Genomic DNA, 19174 nt, shown 5'->3' on the forward strand with positions numbered 1-19174 from the left:
ATGCATATGGGGAACACTTCAGTAATAATTTTCTGCGTAGCATGTAAATCGGTTTATCCCCATGCATATGGGGAACACTATTTTTGCTCCTTTCGATATAAGGGAAAGTACGGTTTATCCCCATGCATATGGGGAACACCTGACTCGGCTCTAGATGGATAGTCATTGGCCCGGTTTATCCCCATGCATATGGGGAACACAAATCATGCATGAGGCGATGGAGGAGTTAAGCCGGTTTATCCCCATGCATATGGGGAACACCATCATTGCCCGGCGATATAAATTTCTAACGGCGGTTTATCCCCATGCATATGGGGAACACCAATATTACAAAAGACAATACCCCTATATCCCCGGTTTATCCCCATGCATATGGGGAACACTTCGAATTGGGCCATCTCCAAGCCCCCAGAATCGGTTTATCCCCATGCATATGGGGAACACAAATAGTCAGTTATATCGTTGCGGAACTCGGTCGGTTTATCCCCATGCATATGGGGAACACAAAAAGTAGAACATTAACAGCAAGGTGAATAACGGTTTATCCCCATGCATATGGGGAACACGAATGAGACTGAGTGGGCGCGAGAGCGATTAGGCGGTTTATCCCCATGCATATGGGGAACACTAGCCATTATTTATCTCCTATTATTTTTATAACGGTTTATCCCCATGCATATGGGGAACACGCAAATACGAATCAGTCGGGACGCGTGAACCTCGGTTTATCCCCATGCATATGGGGAACACTCAGTAGCGGAATGCCATCTTCTGCTCGAATACGGTTTATCCCCATGCATATGGGGAACACCGATGAAATTGAACGTGTCAGTACAGACAAAACGGTTTATCCCCATGCATATGGGGAACACAGTAATTGCCATAACGTGTCGTTTACTCCATGCGGTTTATCCCCATGCATATGGGGAACACTTTTTATTAACCCGATCACTTTCATACACACCCGGTTTATCCCCATGCATATGGGGAACACTAAAATGATGCGACTGAAATAGCGATTGTTAACGGTTTATCCCCATGCATATGGGGAACACAAGTTGACCGGTTTGAAGATGCCATTGGTTACCGGTTTATCCCCATGCATATGGGGAACACCCAAGAAGAAAATGTTCATGGATTAAATTTAACGGTTTATCCCCATGCATATGGGGAACACTACGTGTGCCTTATTTCCCTAAAAATGGAATGCGGTTTATCCCCATGCATATGGGGAACACGAAATTACAAATCACACCAGCGGGAATACTGGCGGTTTATCCCCATGCATATGGGGAACACATTGGTGTAGTCATTGTCGCCATATTTATTTCCGGTTTATCCCCATGCATATGGGGAACACTACATAAACTGCTATGTCATCGTAATTTTTTTCGGTTTATCCCCATGCATATGGGGAACACAACCCCACAGTAGCCGCCAAACACGCTAATACCGGTTTATCCCCATGCATATGGGGAACACCAGGTTAAAACCGCAAAAAATCAGTTGGCAGACGGTTTATCCCCATGCATATGGGGAACACTCTGCCAAACTCTGAGGGGATGAAGCATCCCACGGTTTATCCCCATGCATATGGGGAACACGCCCCAGACCTGACCGACCACATAGTCCGTCCCGGTTTATCCCCATGCATATGGGGAACACGGTCATTGCGAATTGAATAGCCTGTTTTTGAGGCGGTTTATCCCCATGCATATGGGGAACACAAATATGTTTTGATACAGAAACCCTGAATAATCGGTTTATCCCCATGCATATGGGGAACACGGTATGCGGATGAGGAAGCTGAACTCAGCATTCGGTTTATCCCCATGCATATGGGGAACACCTATACATGATTGATGTTGGAGTGAAATATATCGGTTTATCCCCATGCATATGGGGAACACCCAATTCCAGTATTAGAATAACCATCGTCACGCGGTTTATCCCCATGCATATGGGGAACACTATTTGGTCATTCTTTAGCCTCTTCTTCATGCCGGTTTATCCCCATGCATATGGGGAACACCTCAGTCAAACGCTCTTTGTTGGAGTCCAAATCGGTTTATCCCCATGCATATGGGGAACACGGGCTCATTTTCATCGGACAATATTTTTTTGACGGTTTATCCCCATGCATATGGGGAACACGAAACCAGATTTTTTCAGTATTTCCAACGATTCGGTTTATCCCCATGCATATGGGGAACACATCCTCAGATTGTGACTCTTTAAGTAAATTTTCGGTTTATCCCCATGCATATGGGGAACACCAAAACCATCATCGTTGGGTAAGTTTTCAACACGGTTTATCCCCATGCATATGGGGAACACATTATCGATTATGCGGATTCAGTCGGCATGGACGGTTTATCCCCATGCATATGGGGAACACATATTCATAATCACCAGTATCCCTACATCTTACGGTTTATCCCCATGCATATGGGGAACACAAATTGGCATGCGTCAGTGAGTCGAAAAGTGCCGGTTTATCCCCATGCATATGGGGAACACCGTTTATCGATGAACGTCACGGGTTGGACTGGCGGTTTATCCCCATGCATATGGGGAACACATAGTTTCATTGTGTTTATCCTCTAATGTTTTCGGTTTATCCCCATGCATATGGGGAACACGTGTGACTAATGGTTGTTGGATACATAATTACCGGTTTATCCCCATGCATATGGGGAACACTCTAACTATATTCTTTTGTTTTTAAAGAACTTTTTTGGCAGGAAAAACTCTACCACGTTTTCCCCTTAAAAATCACATTATTAACAAATATAAAAACACATATTTTTCAATGTGTTAAAAAAATAGAAATGTAATCCATTACAATCTACCGAAATTATCCGCACGAAGTATAAAAGAAATACGCGATAACATTGTCGGCAGTGTTACCTCCAACGGCTTAAACTTTTCCAATCCCCAAACAACAAAAATATCAACCCGGCGCTAAAGAGAGTAAACCACACCCCATCGCTTTAGCCGGCCCAATCCCTTTATTTAAAAGGGCAATAAAGGCATCACTTTCCTGTACAATGAGTTGCCCCTCAAAGCATATTGGCTGGATTTTCCCCCTGATATCATCTTTGCAAAAATAGATTGGGGATTCCGGTGTGGCCCAAGCCGTCGATAACAACGCCGCTCCTGCTAATTTGCGTGATAACCACTGCAACTGCTCCTCCTCATGGATAAGCGGCACTCGGCAACATTTGATCTTACCGTTACGATCCCGGCGCTGCTCCCCGTCTTTAATCGTCTTAACCGGATTAGCCCGTAGCTTAAAACGTAGACTGGCGCCAGTGGGAATACGCCATTGAATGGGTTTACTCACGATAACCTGAGCCACTTCCGCTGATAAAGGTGCCTGTGCCGATTGCAATAATGCTTCTGCACCGCGACCCAAATTCTTCCTCTCAATCCGAAAGAGAAAATCACGTGCATCATCAGGTCGATGAGGAAAAAGCTGCCACAAAGCCCGATGCAGTTGATAGGGATCTTTCGCCCATCGCCAGTTGATCCAGACTTTGCTTAAGAACATGGTGAATCTCCCTGAATAACAAACCAATCATGGGTCGAAAATTGACGAGGCAAGGCAACAATAGGCTCATCCCGGACACGCAAAGGGCGCTCTTTGGGATTGAGAGCCTCTTCACTATAAATAGTTCCTCCCTGACCAAATTGATTTAATGCCAATCGGGGATTATCCGCCTCACATTGTCCCAAATAGAGTGGATGGCTCAGAGGACAACTACGTCTCCCCAAATAGGGTGTAAACCAAGGCTTCTGTACTGCGGCAACCAAGTTCGCTACTTGATAATGGCTGTTGGGTACACACCAGACTGCTACGGTAAAATGCGCATCACAAAGGTATTCACGCCAGGTTTGGATAGTGTTATGGCTTTTCAGGCCAACGTAATCGACTCTGGCATCCTTAACAGTATGGTAATCCGTGATTTTGCTCAGTTTGACAGGCTGCTTACCATTCAATTGATGTTCATCACAGCGTACCGCAAAGCGTACGCTGTCAGACAAGGCTTGAAGCGCATCCTTATCATTTCGACGTATCCCCAGACAGGCGCCGAGCAATCCCAGTAAACCGCTGCGAGTGGGAAAATTAGCAGTAGGGCGCATACCTTCAAATGTAGGCTGCCCCCAAAACTGCATGGGACCGGAAAGGCGTAATAGGAGATAAGAAACCATATTTAACCCTCGCCGTTATTACGGATCCAGTTTTTCAACTCTTCCAACCCTGACTTAGATACCACACCTTCCGGGGGTGTTGTATCCAGCAAAGAAAATTGTGCCGCCGGTCCCGTTAGCCCGTAAGCCTGGGCAACACGGTTCCAGTAGTCTTTGAAAGCGTCAACCGAGGGTTTGAGGTAACCATCCTGTTTTGCTTCGACCGGTGCCTCAAAAGCATTGGCCATAGAGACTGGCACATCAGAAAAGTTGATTATCACCAGGTCCGCTGGATTAAACGCTGCAAATGTACGCTGTTTAGCGTTCGGGGTTTCCGTCGCCAACATATGCGCCAGATGAGCGGCAATATCTAACGCTTTATTGCGTTCGACACCGCCCAGATTCTCCTGTAATTGCGCAAAATTCAGGCTGGCATAACGGTAGAATACCCCAGCAGAAAATTCCTGAGTCCCCAAATGCGCGGAACCCAGATCTTTTAGATCATCAACGGCAGAAAACCAATCAATATCCGATTCCACGGCATGTGTAGTGATAGCATGAGCGATGGACATCGCACCATCCACTTTACCCAGTTCGCTCATCAAACCGCTCGTCGCCATGCGGCCACTTAACGCCACATCAACGCCGTTTTGTAAGTTAGCACGCATCGCCGCAATGTGCGGTTTTAGGTGCTTTGCCAGTTTTTTGTCATCCATTCCCTCAGCCTCTGGCTGAGTAATTTGCTCACAGAACCAGGCGACTTCTTCTGTGACCCAGGGAGAGACAGCATCGCTAATTATCTTCTCTGCATCATCAATTTTTTTGTCCGTCAGCAGCGCTAATGAACGATCAATCAGTGCTGTTTCAAAGCGTGACCCTAAACGTTTATGTAAAACATTCCGCAGCTCAGCCAGTTGAATAGTTCGAATACTGGGTTCACCCAAATGCCGCATGTAGTAGTCACTTTTACGTATTGCTCGTTTAAGGCTTTGGCTGGAAATACGAACCCGACGCTTGCCACCAAAGATGACGTCTTTTTGCATGTTCATATCATCACGGTTCAGACAAGCCGGACTGTGGGAGATTAATACGTGGAAGTTAATGAAATTGTTCATTCTGTTATATCCTTATGCGGTTTTCTTTTGGGGAAGAGCAATGATGAAATCTTCTAAGATCTGACGGCGATCACATTGACTCCACCGGGTTAATTGCTTTGCCAACGCTGGCCAGTAGAGTTTGGGTTCTGCATGGATGAGCAAACGGCGCAACTGCACCATATCGTTAGGCCAATCCGCACGCAGCATTTGAAATAGCCGGCGTTCACTGATACATCCACTATCTGCCAGCGCTTTACCCAGACTAATACCTTTGGGATTTTTTTCATCCGGTTTGACATGTTTGATAACGTCTTTCCCGGCACTCAGACAAAACACCATACGGAGCAATGGCCATTGGTTCTTTGTCTCCTGCCAGCCAAAAGGCTGCACAAAACGGTAAAAGGCGGGGATATCTCTTAGTTTCTCAGGTTCAGTCACGCGTCTAAGTTGAGCACTGGCACCGTTATCCAGCAGATTCCAGGCGTTATAGAGAGCAAGTGGATCAAACGACATATTTTTATTCTCCTTAGGCCAGCGCAAGGCATCGAGGTGTTTGTGTAAGATACGGCGTGAAATAGCGAGCGTTTTGACCAGCTTCGGATGATGGCTATAAGGCGTGGTAATTTGTTCAAAAAGATCATTACACAACGTACATAGGTCCCGCTTTAATTGCACCAAGTACTCATCTGCCTGGGTAAAATCGATAGATGCCAGCAAGTGAGGGATCAATAAATCACTCTGTCGGTAATACTCCCGCTCTCCCTTTTCATGCACTGCGACGCCAGCCCCTTTGATATCACTATCATTCCCTTTGATGCCTTCCGCAAAGACATAAAGCGCCTTACGCAAAGCGGTCTTATACTCAAGGCCAATATCAACAACTTGATGGATCACTTCAGGATGTGTTTGCCAGCCCTGATTAACAGCCATGACATCATGCCGACGTTCCAGAATTGACGCCTGATTATTGCGATAACCACCAACAATAAATTGCATCCTGACCTTGTTAAACAAGATCTTACTTTGCTCCACCACAGCGGCAGGGCGATGGCCTTCTTTTTTATCCACCTCACGACTGACTAGCAAGCGGCTGATTTGTGTCCATGACGGCGCAGAGGTTGTAAAGGCCAGGAATTTATCTTCCCTTTCTCCTTGTTTTACCTGTAAGACACGCGGAGAGTGAGGATGTGGCCATACGCCTTCCAGAGAGAAAGTGAATTTTTCTTTCAGAAAGCCAGCATAGCGTTGTGTGGCTTGTTGCCCGCAACCGCTGCACTGACCGATACCCACTGGCGGGCATAATTCAATTCGGTTGGGTTGCCAGAATAACCCTCTTAGTAAACCAATATGTGTAGCAGGAATGGTTGCACCTGACTGGATCGGCTCTTGCCATACCGGCAGTGGGTTAGCCTGCAAGTTTCCGTTAAACCATTCTTGTAGATAAGGTTGTGTCAGTACGTTTAACCAGATCGTCGTGCGTAAATCAGCCCAGCGGTTATCTATTGCCTGCAACAAAGTGGTAATGGGGGCCGCGCCACGTAAGCCACTTTTAAATCCGCCACCAAAACCAGGCGCGTTATTCGCTTTGTTAAACAAGGCAATGGCGGTACACCCACCACACAATGCATTTCCCTGCCCAGGTTCATTAATGAAGGTACAGTTGGTGGCTCCCGTTAATCCGGCGAATAGCTTATCCATACCGGTTACATCCTTGGCTGACACACCTTTAAACTGCATAAATGGCGTATCGGGATGATCGAGCTGAAAGGTATCATTCCAGGCAGAAACGCCCTGAACGAAGTCGTCAGATGTCAACGGCTGTTTTATACGCAGGCGCAACGTCTGATCATCTTGCGGTGTCCAAATTACTTGAGTAAGGCAAATCAGCAACTGGAGTGCGGCCAGCTCCATATCGTCTCTGGGTAAACACAAAACCCACTGTTCGCCTGAACACAACAATGTTTGCAAAGAAATTGTCGTGGGAGATCCACCCGCTAACGAGCGAACAGGTATCCAACTATGAACCAGTAAATCCATCCACTTTCCCTCCTTCAACCAAAAATTTTTGCTATCTCCCCAACAATGCCAACGCTGCCACTGAAAGAGCGACAATCGCAATCCCCATTGGGTTAACCGAATTTATCGCATTGATTAATAACCGGATATTTCTAACAAAACCCCGCATACCCAAACCTCACTCTCAATATTTAGAGTTCAGGGTACTGAAGAATCGTATAAACAGCAACAAAAAAACCAAGTCATTATGTATAAGTCATTATGTACTACTATATAGATGTCATAACCAGTTATTGTTCTTGCAAAAACAAATTCATTGCTTGTTACAAACCACAACGTATACTGTTTTACTGTCTTCCTCGCGTATGCGGAGGATAATTGGCATTATTATTCGCAGCATTAGCTGCATCTCTATGTTCCCCGCGGATGCGGAGGATAAACCGTCATTCTGTATACGGGTGATGCTTGTCATCAAGTTCCCAAATTCTTTTGGGATTTATTGGGGGATGGCTAATACCATCCCCACTTCATGACTGTAACGCAATTTGCCATCCTGACTCTCCCAATCCCAATCGATAATATCGCTGTTTCCTTCCAGCCAAACTCGGTTCCGTTTATCCCGAACTAAGCCCAAATTTCGCGTCCACCATACGGGAATATTGACTTGATTATGGTTCAATGCTTCCTGCTGCTGGAATTCCCCCAGTTGTTCATAGATACGGCCATCTAACAACCGCCTACCGGCTTCTGTTGCAACAAAAGGCACCACAGGAACACTCATAGCACCATCACGGGTAACAGCGATTTCATTACTTTCATTGTCCCGTAACCCAATCCGTTCAGCCCAATCCAGCATTTGTTTCGCTTTCATATTCTGAGTGAAGCGATGACTTTCAAACGATTTCATACCTTCAGTCACCCAGTGTGGTTCAGGCTCTGAAATGTCTTCCCGATAGATAGGCTCAATCCATTTGCGATAAGCATCGGGAAAATAGAGTGGTTTACCTTGTAGCGCTTCAATCTTTTGTTGGGTACGCCACATCACGCGGGTATGACTATAGATTTTGCCAATTCGGCCATAACCTTCGGTCGTGGGGAAGAGCACCACAGCCCTGGGATGAGCAAAACCTTGAGGACGTATTGCGCGCCAGTGACGGTGCAATCTGCCCAGCCGCTGAAACAAAAGATCCACTGGACAGTGTTGAGTGATCATCCAGTCAAAATCGACATCAAGAGATTGTTCAACCACCTGGGTGGCGACCAAAATACGCCCAGTACAACGCTGCCCCTCTTTACCAAAGCAACTCAGCACAGCACTCTCTTTAGCCTGTCGATCCGCCAGGCTAAAACGGGCATGAAACAACATAACCTCAGCCCTGCCCGCGGCCAGCACTTTAAGTTGCCGCCAGACCTGCTGAGCCACATCGACTAAATTACAGATCAGGCATACCTGTGCTCCATTGCTGGCAGCATCAACCATCCGTTCCAATAAGGAATCATCAGGCACAGCCTCTTTTGTGTAATAAGGTTCAAGGTGAAGAGAGAACGTGGCAGGATATTGTTCAGGCTGATCTTGTAAGTCAAAAAACGTCTTCTCACCATTTCCCACCCAGCTCACCAGAGGATAAGGCATGTCTTCTGCTGCTACGGTTTGCTGATGATTAGCATCGGGAGAATAGCCGGTTAGTAACTGCTGTTTTTGCTTTTGTGGTAACGTGGCCGACAGTAATATTGCCGGGCTTCCAGCAAGTGATTGATTATGTAAAACCGCATCCAGCAAGCCATACATATATTGATCGTACGCGTGTATCTCGTCGATTATCAACACACTACGACCAATACCGAAACCACGGATAAAACGATGACGGATCGGCAATACCGAAACCAGCACCTGATCAATAGTACAGACTCCTATTTGCCCTAAAAAAACCCGTTTTCGTCCCTGAGATAACCATTCACAACACTGACTCCAGGCATCTTCCTCTTGAAGATTAGTCCCACGCTGCTTGATCGCCTGAAAAGTCGAATTAAAGCGCGCATTGCCATGAGCAAGGATCAGATTCGGGGCAGTAAAGAGTTTTTCCGCCAACTTATCCATACGCTGCAACATAGCGTTAGCGGTGGCCTGAGTCGGCAATGCAAAGATAATGCTATCGGCCAGATTATGCTCCAACAATCGCCAGGCATAAGCGAGAGCCGCTTCTGTTTTACCGGAGCCTGTGGGCGCTTCGATCAGTGTCAACCCTGAAGCAACAGGGAGCTTATCAACCAGAGTCTGTATTTGCCGGGGTTGATAACCGGGATCAAGCAACGCCTGCATTGACGCGTCTTGTTTCGCTTGACCGATTAAACCACTACGCGTCACGACACGCATGGCATCTTCCTGATAACGCTGCTCGAAATAATCTCGCAGCTCCGCCACATCGGAAGCCGCCGCCGCACGATAGTTAAAAGTATCTTCGGTTGACCAGGAGCCTAGCCAGTCCGCTATTGAACAAAACCCCGCCATCAAAACGGGACAATCCGGCGGAGTGTCCTGCAACGAAAGACCGACTGGCGCTAAAAACAATTCTGCTGCAATATCCAGCCAAGCGAGCCTGGCCGATTTATCACGCGCTGCGTAGTGACGTAATAAAAATGGCAATGAGTGACCAGCAGAGTGGGATACGTCCTTTTTCCGTCTGATAGTGCCGTGGTGACCACATACTGCTTCTACCCAGGGTAACCAATCCTCAAAAGGATGTGCTGTAGGTTCAGTAAATCCAAAACCGCCATCATCTTCAGGTGATTCTGGCTGGTAGTCATTAATAAACCAGTAAAGCCCTGTGGCACCGTGATCGTAAGTTTGATATTCATTGATTGAAGGTCGTTGGGATTGTTTATCTTCCGGGTTTAAAGATAACCATGCTTGGGCGGATTTGTATTGAAAGCGGATATCTAATTTACCCAGATCATGTAAAGCAATAAAGAAGAGCACCCATGCCCTCACTTCACGCTCACTTCTATTCTGATGTAAACAAAACAGGCGTCTTAAAGCCGGGCTATGATCCCACCAGTACGCAGCGACACTGACCACATCCAGACTGTGGAAAGGTAACAGATGATATTTATCTCCCTCTGAGGCTTTGAGTTTCCGTGCTTTTCCCCAATATAGATATATTATTGTCATAGTCATTTTTATTAGAATGTTATTAAACTGCCATTCAAAGAATGAAATATTATCTTTTATCCGCTAATAAAATGACAAAATAATAAACTGTCATTATCTCAAAATCTGCGCTATCTCATAAAAAACGAATCCAAACTTGCATATAGGCCGAAAAGTGAGTAATTCCGCAAGCCATTTAAGACGTGATGTGATGATGTATTTTCATTGATAGCGTAAACCCACAATACCTCAACGCACACCAACCAGCTCCACCGCATGCAACAATTTGTGGGATAGCAAGATAATCGCGAATGTGCTTAACACTGATCCCACCTGTTGTTTAGTCTGGCGCAAACGTCCCATCATCTCTCGCATCTTTATTTCCTTCGATGTCGTTTGAATTAAAAAAACGGGCGGTCACTTCTTGCGTTGCCACCTGCGGGACAATTGCACCTTTATGCTGGATCACCACTCCTGCGAGCTGATGCCCCATTAATGCTGAATCATGAATGGATTTTCCGTTTAACCACCCTGCGATAAATCCCGCATTAAACGCATCACCTGCCGAAGTGGTATCAACGACCGGTGTCACCACCTGCGCCTTAATATGCTGTGTGGCATTTAAGTCACGATAAAAACAACCTCGTTCCCCCGCTTTGATAATGGCTTGTTTCACCCCCATGCTTTGCAGGCGATGAAAACTCTCCCTAATTGACGTATCGCCCCAGAGCCGTGCTTCATCATCGTCAGTGACTAACGCGATATCCGTGATGGCATACATTTGCTGATAACACTCACGGGCTTGTGTTTCATTTCCCCATAAAGCCGGGCGATAATTACTGTCAAAGAAAATCACTTTCCCTTCAGAAGATAACTGTTTCAAATCAATTAGCAGCCATTGGCGATCAGTGTCAGGCAAAATCGCCAGACTGATCCCGCTGAGGTAGAGCACATCCATGTCCTGCAATTGCCGGCGCAATCGGGGGTAATCAGGATGCTGCAAGAGATAACGCGCCGCCGAATTATAGCGCCAGTAAAGGAAAGTGCGTTCACCTTGTTCATCCAGTTGGATCAAATATAAACCGGGCTGGCGTGCGTTATCACGCAACACGAACGACGTATTAATGCCCTCTTGCTGCCAGCGTGAGATCATGCCTTCGCTCAAGGGATCCGTGCCCATCGCCGTGACAAAATGGACATCAAACCGAACGCCGCCGGCGCGAGCCAGATACACCGCACTGTTTAGCACATCCCCGCCATAGCTTTGGGTCATGGCACCGAATGGGATGCCATTGAGTTCAATCATACCTTCGCCAATCAGGGCGATTTTTCTCATCGGCATCCTTTAATCCTTCACGGCCTGAAAATAACGTTCAGCATTATTGAAGCAGATATCCTGGACTACCTGCCCCAGCATTTTTTCATCATGGGGGATTTCGCCCTTTTCGACCCAGTTCCCCAGCATATTGCAGAGAATGCGACGAAAATATTCATGGCGGGTATAGGATAAGAAACTGCGTGAATCTGTCAGCATACCGACAAACTGGCTTAATAACCCTAACTGGGAGAATTGCTCTAATTGGCGCTGCATGCCGTCTTTTTGATCGTTAAACCACCAGCCCGAACCAAATTGGATTTTGCCCCCGGTACTTTTCTGGCCTGCTGCAAGGCTTCCGCCCTGAAAATTACCCATCATGGTCGCGATCACTTCATTGTCACGCGGGTTTAAGCAATAGAGAATGGTCTTGGGTAATTCATCGGTTTTATCCATCTCATCCAGCAAGCGTGATAATGGGTAAGCGATATGGCTATCCCCAATGGAATCAAAGCCGCTATCCGGCCCTAACCGGTTAAACATACGGGTGTTGTTATTGCGCAAAGCACCGATATGCATTTGCATGACCCAGCCGCGTTTTGCATACTGCTTACCTAACCAAACCAGCACCGCCGTTGTGAATTGCGCGATTTCTAATTCACTGAGAAATTGCCCTTGGCGGCGCTTTTGCAAAATAATATCCAACCTTTTTTCGTCGGGCGGCGGCGCATAACGCAAATGTTCAATACCATGATCCGATGCCACACAACCGTGCTGCTGAAAGTGTTCAAGTCGGCGCTCTAATGCCCGCAATAAATCAGCAAAACTTCCGATAACGACATCTGAGACTTCGCCTAAGCGTTCGAGATACTCACAAAAACCCGCTAACTCAATTTTGAAGATTTTATCTGGCCGCCAGCTTGGTAATACTTTGATAGAAAACGCTTTATCTTTTGCGATCTGCTGATGATAGACAAGAGAATCAATGGGATCATCCGTCGTTCCTGCCATCCGCACCTGCATTTGCTGCATAATGCCACGGGCAGAAAATTCATCTTGCGAGAGTTTTTCGTTCGCCTCATGCCAGATAACTTCTGCGGTATCAGGGCCAAATAATTTTCCGCGAATGCCAAATGGGCGTCGCAATTCCAGATGTGTCCAGTGATACAGTGGATTGCCGATCGTCAGGGGAACGGTTTTTGCCCAAGCAAGGTATTTTTCGTAATCACTGCTGGCAGTACCGGTAATCAGCGACTCTTCAATCCCGGCGGCACGCATCGCACGCCATTTATAATGGTCGCCTTCCAGCCAGATTTGCCCAAGATTGTGGAAACGGCGGTTTTGCGCAATCTCTTTGGGATTGAGATGACAGTGATAATCATAGATAGGCATCGACGCCGCGTAATCATGATAAAGACGGCGGCCAACGTCATTATTTAACAGGAAATCTTCACACATAAAGGTTTTCATTGTGTTTTCCTCTATGGTCAAAGGGCAGCAACCGCCTGACGTGCACCAACATGCAGTAAGTTCTGGTAAACCCTGGTGACGTTATCGACAAAGTTACGGTTTTTTACTAATTTTTGACCGAAGATCGATTCAATGGCCAGTAGCGCTTTCACCACATCGCCCACCACCGCAACAGAATGACCATATTCGGCATAGATGGCAGCAAAGGTTTCTTTTAAGGGATCACGCACATCAATCGGTTGGCCTTGTTCATCCACCCCACTGACATAACGCATCCAACCCGCCACACCGAGGGCTAAGTGGCGATAATCACTGCCCTGCCTGAGATGCCATTCAATGGAATCAATCATGCGCTGTGGCAATTTCTGGCTGCCATCCATCGCAATTTGCCCGGTCTGATGTTTTAACGCTGGGTTAGTCAACCGTTCGATTAACTTATCTGCGTAGGCCATTAAGTCAATATTTTCCGGCATCGACAGGGTTGGGGCTTGTTCATTTAGCATCAGTGCATACACCGCCCGACGATAATCGGCATTTGTCATCGTATCGGAGATATGCGCATAGCCCCCCAAATAACCCAGATAGGCCAGAAATGAATGAGCGCCGTTTAACATGCGCAATTTCATCATTTCAAATGGCGCCACATCGTCCACAAACTGCGCACCGGCAAGCGCCCAATCTGGGCGCCCATTGACAAAGTTATCTTCAATCACCCATTGACGGAAAGGTTCGCAGGCGATGGCACAAGGATCGTCAACGCCCAGCCGTTGGGCGATTTCAGTTAACGTGTCTGGTGTAGCTGCCGGCACAATACGATCGACCATCGTGCTGGGAAATGTCACCTGGGTTTCTATCCATTGTGCCAATTTTTCGTCCTGCAAACGCGCCAAACCCAAGACGGCTTCACGGGTAACCTGTCCATTTGCCCGCATGTTGTCGCACGACAAAATCGTCACAGCCGGTAATCTTCGTTCAAAGCGCAATTTTAATGCCGTAGTTATATACCCTATGGCTGATCTCGGCACAGCCGGGTTAGCAATATCGTTAATAATCAAATTATTATTGGGATCTAAACGCCCTGTCGCGGCATCGGTACAATAGCCTTTTTCGGTGATTGTCAAAGAGATGATAGCGACATCAGGATCGGCCATTTTTTCGATAATCGCCTGAGTGCCATCAATGGATGGGTGCAGCCCTTCTTTCATTGAACCCATCATTTTTAATGTGACACCTTCCCGCCCTTTCTCTGCAACGGTATAGCGCATAGATTGTTTTTTAAGATTTTCAATCAGTGAAATACCGTTTGGTGTCAGATTAATTTCGCAGTATCCCCAATCACTGTCTGTTTGTTCTAATACATGATGCGTATAAAGCGCCTGATGTGCCCGATGAAATGCCCCGCATCCTAAATGAACGATACGGGAAGTCAGGCGTTCGGTTGTCCAGCTTGGACATGGAACAGAAGTTATCGTATTGACAAGATTTTTTTCCATGATGGACTCACCAATAAGCGGTAGCGAGTGATACTCATCCACTACCATGTAGGGTTAGCTCAGAAATTATTTTGGGTAAAATGCGCGATGAATACCCAACTCAAGGCCACGAATTTCAGCCAGCCCTTTCAGGCGGCCGATGGCTGAATAGCCGGGGTTCGTTTTCTTTTTCAAATCATCAAGTATCTGATGACCATGATCAGGTCGCATTGGAATAAGGTGATGTTCACCCGCCGCCAGACGACGATATTCTTCTTCCGCAACCGCTTTGATGACTTCATACATATCCACATCCCCCGCCAGATGTGCCGCCTCGTGGAACGTGGCGGGGTTTTCTTCACGTAAGGTTGAACGTAAGTGGAGAAAATAGATACGGGAACCCAATAATTTGATCATCTTCACCAAATCATTATCCGCACGCACGCCATAAGAGCCGGTACACAGCGTATAGCCATTGGCATCGCTGTCTACTGTTTCGGCTATCCAACGCATATCCTCTATCGTAGAAACAATGCGCGGTAAGCCTAATATCTCACGAGGGGGGTCATCAGGATGAACCGCCATTTTGATGCCGATTTCTTCCGCAACCGGAATGATTTTTTTCAGGAAATAAGCAAAGTGCTCACGCAATTTGGCCTTATCAATTCCGGTATAACGTTTTAGGTGCTGGCGAAGTTGTTCTAAGGTATAGCCTTCCTCTGCACCAGGCAGACCCGCGATGATTGTGTTTATCAGTTTTTGTTTTTCTGCTTCTGTCATTGACGTAAAGCGTGATTGTGCTTGCGCAATTTCATCATCGGAATAGGCTTTTTCTGCTCCACAACGTTGCAAGAGATGGATATCAAAAACAGCAAATTCGATTTGATCAAAACGCAGCGCTTTTGAGCCATCCGGTAATTCATAGGCGAGATCAGTACGCGTCCAATCCAAAACAGGCATAAAGTTATAGCATATTGTTTTGATCCCACAGGCAGCGAGATTACGCAAAGTTTGTTGATAATTTGCGATCCATCGATCGTACTCACCGGTATGCGTTTTGATCTCTTCATGGATGGGAACGCTTTCTACCACTGTCCATTCAAGTTGATGGGCTTCAATCAATGCCTTACGTTGTGCTATCTCTTCGATAGGCCAGATTTCGCCATTGGGAATAGGGTGTAACGCCGTCACAATTCCGGTTGCGCCTGCCTGACGGATATCCGCTAATGAAACAGGATCTTCAGGCCCATACCAACGCCAGGTTTGTTTCATCATTCCCCCTATCACTCATTCAAGACTAATTCAGGTAACCACAAACTCAATTGCGGCAGATATGTCACCAGCGCCAGCGCCAAGATCAGCGCGATATACATCGGTAACAGTGGCTTCATTACCTTATCAATACTCACCTCTCCCACAGAACAACCGACAAATAAAGCGCTACCGACGGGCGGGGTACAAATTCCAATGGCTAAATTAAACGTCATAATGATGCCAAAATGAACCGGGTCAATCCCCATGCTCATCGCAACGGGCAAGAAAATCGGCGTGAAGATCAAAATAGCCGGTGTCATATCCATAAAGATCCCCACAACCAGCAAGATGATATTAATGACAAGCAGGATGGTCAGTGGATTATCAGAAACTGCCATCAATGCATCTGCAATCATATATGGCAGATCAGCATTCGCCATCGCCCATGACATCCCCATTGATACGCCAATCAGCAGTAACACAATCGATGTGGTGACCGCTGAATCCAGAATAATTTTTGGCAGTTGTTTGACACTCACTTCACGATAAATCACCACGGCGAGCATCAAACTGTAGAGCACGGCAATAGCTGAGGCTTCTGTCGCCGTGAAGATCCCCGCAATAATCCCGCCCATCACCATCACAATCAATATTAATGGCGGTAGCGCTTTCCACACTGTCGCCAAAAATTCGCGTCGTGTTGGCCGGGGTACAACAGGATAGCGCTTTCGCTTGGCGATAATGGCAGACACAACCATCAGTGAAATCCCCATAATAATGCCAGGGATGTAACCCGCCAAGAACAAGGCGGCAATCGATGTCCCCCCCGAAACCAATGAGTACACAATCAAGGTATTACTGGGAGGGATCAACAAGCCAGAAGGACAAGACGCGATATTCACAGCAGCAGACAGCTCAGGATCGTATCCTTCTTTTCTCTGCATCGGTGCCATGGTTCCCCCGACCGCAGCAGCCGATGCCACTGCCGAGCCTGAAATTGCCCCAAACAGCATGTTCGACATAATATTGACGTGCAGTAATGATCCCGGTAAACGGCCGCCAATCACTTGAGCCAGCTTGATTAAACGCGCGGCGATCCCACCCTGGTTCATAATATTCCCCGCAAGGATAAAAAACGGGATCGCTAATAAAGAGAAGTTATCGACTCCCGCCGCCATCCGTTGCGCAACAACGGTGATCGCAGATTCCAGCGGCAATGTCATCATAATCGCGACTAACGAAGATAAGCCGATGGCAAAAGAAACAGGAACACTCAATACCAGTAATATGGCAAATGTGCCAAAGAGTGCGGCAATGACATACCAATCCATACCCTAAACCTCTTATCTTCACAGATTAACGATTCTCAGACACAACGGGCGGTTGACCCGTGAACTGCCGAAGGATCGCGATCACATCAACGAGCGCATAGAAAATCATCAAGATCCCGCTAATCGGCAAACATAAATAGATGTACCCCATCTTCCAACCCAATGCCGGTGTGATTTGACCATTTTCCAGTGTCGATGATACAAGCAGGCTGCCACCATAAAGCAGCACAACGGAAGAAAACAAAATGATGGCAGACTGAATAATCAGACCGATAATACTTTTCTTTACGCCGGTTAATTTCATCATCAGCAGATCGATAGCAAGATGACGATGCTGTCCGGTTGTATAGGCAGCGCCAATCATTGCGACCCACATAAACAGATAACGAGCTAATTCATCTGTCTCAGTACTTGGCACCCCCAAGAGATAGCGTGAAATGACTTGCCATGACACACATAAAACCAGAAAGGCCAGCAGGCAGATGGTCAAAAATGCCAAACTTTTATTGGTAATCGCTACAAGGTTTTTCATTAACTTGTCCTTGCCATTTTGGTTAACCAATTAAAATCAACACAGAGATTAAAGTCTATACCGAATGCACTAAAAGCACTGAAATAACAACTTGAAAGAGAGTAAACCTCTCATTAAGCCAAAAGGTCAACCAATGATGCATTTTTTTGCGAGTCAGATCGACCAATTGAATTTTGCCCTTTGCCTAATAACAGAGATCTGATTATTGTTTGCCCACAAAATAATAAAAACCGACACTTACCTCTGGAGAAACAATCATGCAGAATAGTCAACGCGTTTTAGGCATAACGTCGGGCGTCATATTGATGCTGGGGGCGTTCCAGGCTTTCGCTGTGACAACACTGAAACTTAGCCATAACCAGAACCGGGATCACGCTGTTCATCAGGCCATGACCCAATTCGCTAATGAAGTGAAAGAAAAAACCAACGGGGAAGTCTGCATCCGCATCTATTCTGATTCCCAATTGGGCAACCAACGTGAATCCATCGAATTGATGCAAAATGGCGCCCTGGATATTGCTAAATCCAATGCAGCAGAATTGGAAGCCTTCTCCCCGGCTTATTCCATTTTCAACCTGCCCTATTTATTCCGCGATAAAGCGCACTATCAAAAAATCATCAATAGCGATATCGGTAAAGAAATCCTCAGTTCAAGTCAGGCGATGGGGTTTATTGGTCTTACGTACTATGATGCGGGCGCCCGCGGTTTTTATGCGAAAAAAACGATTAGAACGCCTGAAGACCTCAAAGGGTTAAAAATTCGCGTCCAACCCAGCCCAACAGCAATTGCGATGGTGAAAGGGCTGGGAGCAAATCCAACCCCATTAGCTTACGGTGAACTCTATACCGCCTTGCAACAGGGAGTGGTGGATGCGGCGGAGAACAACATCATTTCCTTTACGCTAAGCCGCCATAATGAAGTGGCAAAATTCTTTTCGCTGGACGAGCACACGATGATCCCTGATGTCCTGTTAATATCAAACAAGTCATTGAAGAAATTAACGGCTAAACAGCAAGAGATTGTGAAAAAAGCGGCGCTGAACTCCTCAAAATACATGGTTCAACTTTGGGAAAAATCAGAAAAGGCAGAGCGAGCCAAAGCAGAACAACAAGGCGTTGAATTTATTGTTGTGGATAAAACTCGCTTCCAAAACGCGGTTAAGCCCATGTATGACGATATTGCTAATACTCGACCGGAATTATTCGAAATGGTAAATAGGGTGCGTAAAGTAGAATAATTTTCTCTCAACACTCCCTATTGCAACAAAAATAGGTGGTTATATTTCTGGCATTGATGTCTTAGAATAACATCATTTTTAGTCGTTCCACTTAAGTCTATTAACTT

12 protein-coding genes, 1 pseudogene and 1 CRISPR repeat array (1 of these 14 cut by a window edge) are annotated in these 19174 nt (G+C 46.4%); of the genes and pseudogenes, 1 reads left to right on the top strand and 12 read right to left on the bottom strand.

Annotated features, from left to right (window positions below; translation table 11 throughout):
• A CRISPR array of direct repeats spans positions 1 to 2703; the repeat unit is 29 nt; unit sequence CGGTTTATCCCCATGCATATGGGGAACAC (it extends 256 nt beyond the left edge of the window).
• Positions 2704 to 2953: 250 nt separating this feature from the next.
• The 12 genes and pseudogenes from cas6e to Xkoz_RS12965 form a co-directional block, all read right to left on the bottom strand.
• A complete protein-coding gene (gene cas6e / locus Xkoz_RS12910; RefSeq protein ID WP_099142552.1) occupies positions 2954 to 3553 on the bottom strand; it encodes a type I-E CRISPR-associated protein Cas6/Cse3/CasE in 600 nt (199 codons plus the stop codon).
• Positions 3544 to 4215: a type I-E CRISPR-associated protein Cas5/CasD gene (gene cas5e, locus Xkoz_RS12915; protein WP_099142553.1), complete on the bottom strand. Its 672-nt coding sequence runs from the start codon at positions 4213 to 4215 to the stop codon at positions 3544 to 3546. The genes cas6e and cas5e overlap by 10 nt, the downstream gene beginning before the upstream one ends.
• Before the next feature lie 2 nt (positions 4216 to 4217).
• On the bottom strand, positions 4218 to 5309 hold the full coding sequence (gene cas7e, locus Xkoz_RS12920; protein WP_099142554.1) for a type I-E CRISPR-associated protein Cas7/Cse4/CasC: 1092 nt from the start codon (positions 5307 to 5309) through the stop codon (positions 4218 to 4220).
• A gap of 12 nt (positions 5310 to 5321) precedes the next feature.
• A complete protein-coding gene (gene casB, locus Xkoz_RS12925) occupies positions 5322 to 5804 on the bottom strand; it encodes a type I-E CRISPR-associated protein Cse2/CasB (protein ID WP_099142592.1) in 483 nt (160 codons plus the stop codon).
• 21 nt (positions 5805 to 5825) lie between these two features.
• Positions 5826 to 7328 (bottom strand): annotated as a pseudogene (gene casA / locus Xkoz_RS12930) (type I-E CRISPR-associated protein Cse1/CasA); the annotation flags it as partial.
• A 475-nt stretch (positions 7329 to 7803) separates the two neighbouring features.
• Positions 7804 to 10476 (bottom strand): CRISPR-associated helicase/endonuclease Cas3, encoded by a 2673-nt coding sequence (gene cas3, locus Xkoz_RS12935; protein ID WP_167386589.1) that lies wholly within the window; start codon positions 10474 to 10476, stop codon positions 7804 to 7806.
• A 319-nt stretch (positions 10477 to 10795) separates the two neighbouring features.
• Positions 10796 to 11797 carry a sugar kinase gene (locus Xkoz_RS12940; protein ID WP_099142556.1) on the bottom strand — a complete coding sequence of 334 codons (1002 nt, stop codon included), beginning with the start codon at positions 11795 to 11797 and terminating at the stop codon, positions 10796 to 10798.
• A gap of 3 nt (positions 11798 to 11800) precedes the next feature.
• On the bottom strand, positions 11801 to 13240 hold the full coding sequence (gene uxaC / locus Xkoz_RS12945; RefSeq protein WP_099142557.1) for a glucuronate isomerase: 1440 nt from the start codon (positions 13238 to 13240) through the stop codon (positions 11801 to 11803).
• A 17-nt stretch (positions 13241 to 13257) separates the two neighbouring features.
• On the bottom strand, positions 13258 to 14733 hold the full coding sequence (locus Xkoz_RS12950) for a fructuronate reductase (protein ID WP_099142558.1): 1476 nt from the start codon (positions 14731 to 14733) through the stop codon (positions 13258 to 13260).
• Positions 14734 to 14799: 66 nt separating this feature from the next.
• Positions 14800 to 15984 carry a mannonate dehydratase gene (gene uxuA / locus Xkoz_RS12955; RefSeq protein ID WP_099142559.1) on the bottom strand — a complete coding sequence of 395 codons (1185 nt, stop codon included), beginning with the start codon at positions 15982 to 15984 and terminating at the stop codon, positions 14800 to 14802.
• 11 nt (positions 15985 to 15995) lie between these two features.
• Positions 15996 to 17297, bottom strand: a complete 1302-nt coding sequence (locus tag Xkoz_RS12960; protein ID WP_099142560.1) for a TRAP transporter large permease — start codon at positions 17295 to 17297, stop codon at positions 15996 to 15998.
• Positions 17298 to 17322: 25 nt separating this feature from the next.
• Positions 17323 to 17829 (bottom strand): TRAP transporter small permease, encoded by a 507-nt coding sequence (locus tag Xkoz_RS12965; RefSeq protein ID WP_099142561.1) that lies wholly within the window; start codon positions 17827 to 17829, stop codon positions 17323 to 17325.
• Between the two features lie 257 nt (positions 17830 to 18086).
• Here Xkoz_RS12965 and Xkoz_RS12970 point away from each other — a divergent pair, with 257 nt between their 5' ends.
• On the top strand, positions 18087 to 19067 hold the full coding sequence (locus Xkoz_RS12970; protein WP_099142562.1) for a TRAP transporter substrate-binding protein: 981 nt from the start codon (positions 18087 to 18089) through the stop codon (positions 19065 to 19067).
• The last annotated feature ends 107 nt before the right edge of the window (positions 19068 to 19174 follow it).

Source organism: Xenorhabdus kozodoii, assembly GCF_002632875.1.
GTDB classification, from domain to species: Bacteria; Pseudomonadota; Gammaproteobacteria; order Enterobacterales; family Enterobacteriaceae; genus Xenorhabdus; species Xenorhabdus kozodoii.

Excerpts from the sequence above, each read along its gene's own strand:
- cas6e (WP_099142552.1), bottom strand. The coding sequence starts at position 3,553 with ATGTTCTTAAGCAAAGTCTGGATCAACTGGCGATGGGCGAAAGATCCC.
- cas5e (WP_099142553.1), bottom strand. The coding sequence starts at position 4,215 with ATGGTTTCTTATCTCCTATTACGCCTTTCCGGTCCCATGCAGTTTTGG.
- cas7e (WP_099142554.1), bottom strand. The coding sequence starts at position 5,309 with ATGAACAATTTCATTAACTTCCACGTATTAATCTCCCACAGTCCGGCT.
- casB (WP_099142592.1), bottom strand. The coding sequence starts at position 5,804 with ATGTCGTTTGATCCACTTGCTCTCTATAACGCCTGGAATCTGCTGGAT.
- cas3 (WP_167386589.1), bottom strand. The coding sequence starts at position 10,476 with ATGACAATAATATATCTATATTGGGGAAAAGCACGGAAACTCAAAGCC.
- Xkoz_RS12940 (WP_099142556.1), bottom strand. The coding sequence starts at position 11,797 with ATGCCGATGAGAAAAATCGCCCTGATTGGCGAAGGTATGATTGAACTC.
- uxaC (WP_099142557.1), bottom strand. The coding sequence starts at position 13,240 with ATGAAAACCTTTATGTGTGAAGATTTCCTGTTAAATAATGACGTTGGC.
- Xkoz_RS12950 (WP_099142558.1), bottom strand. The coding sequence starts at position 14,733 with ATGGAAAAAAATCTTGTCAATACGATAACTTCTGTTCCATGTCCAAGC.
- uxuA (WP_099142559.1), bottom strand. The coding sequence starts at position 15,984 with ATGAAACAAACCTGGCGTTGGTATGGGCCTGAAGATCCTGTTTCATTA.
- Xkoz_RS12960 (WP_099142560.1), bottom strand. The coding sequence starts at position 17,297 with ATGGATTGGTATGTCATTGCCGCACTCTTTGGCACATTTGCCATATTA.
- Xkoz_RS12965 (WP_099142561.1), bottom strand. The coding sequence starts at position 17,829 with ATGAAAAACCTTGTAGCGATTACCAATAAAAGTTTGGCATTTTTGACC.
- Xkoz_RS12970 (WP_099142562.1), top strand. The coding sequence starts at position 18,087 with ATGCAGAATAGTCAACGCGTTTTAGGCATAACGTCGGGCGTCATATTG.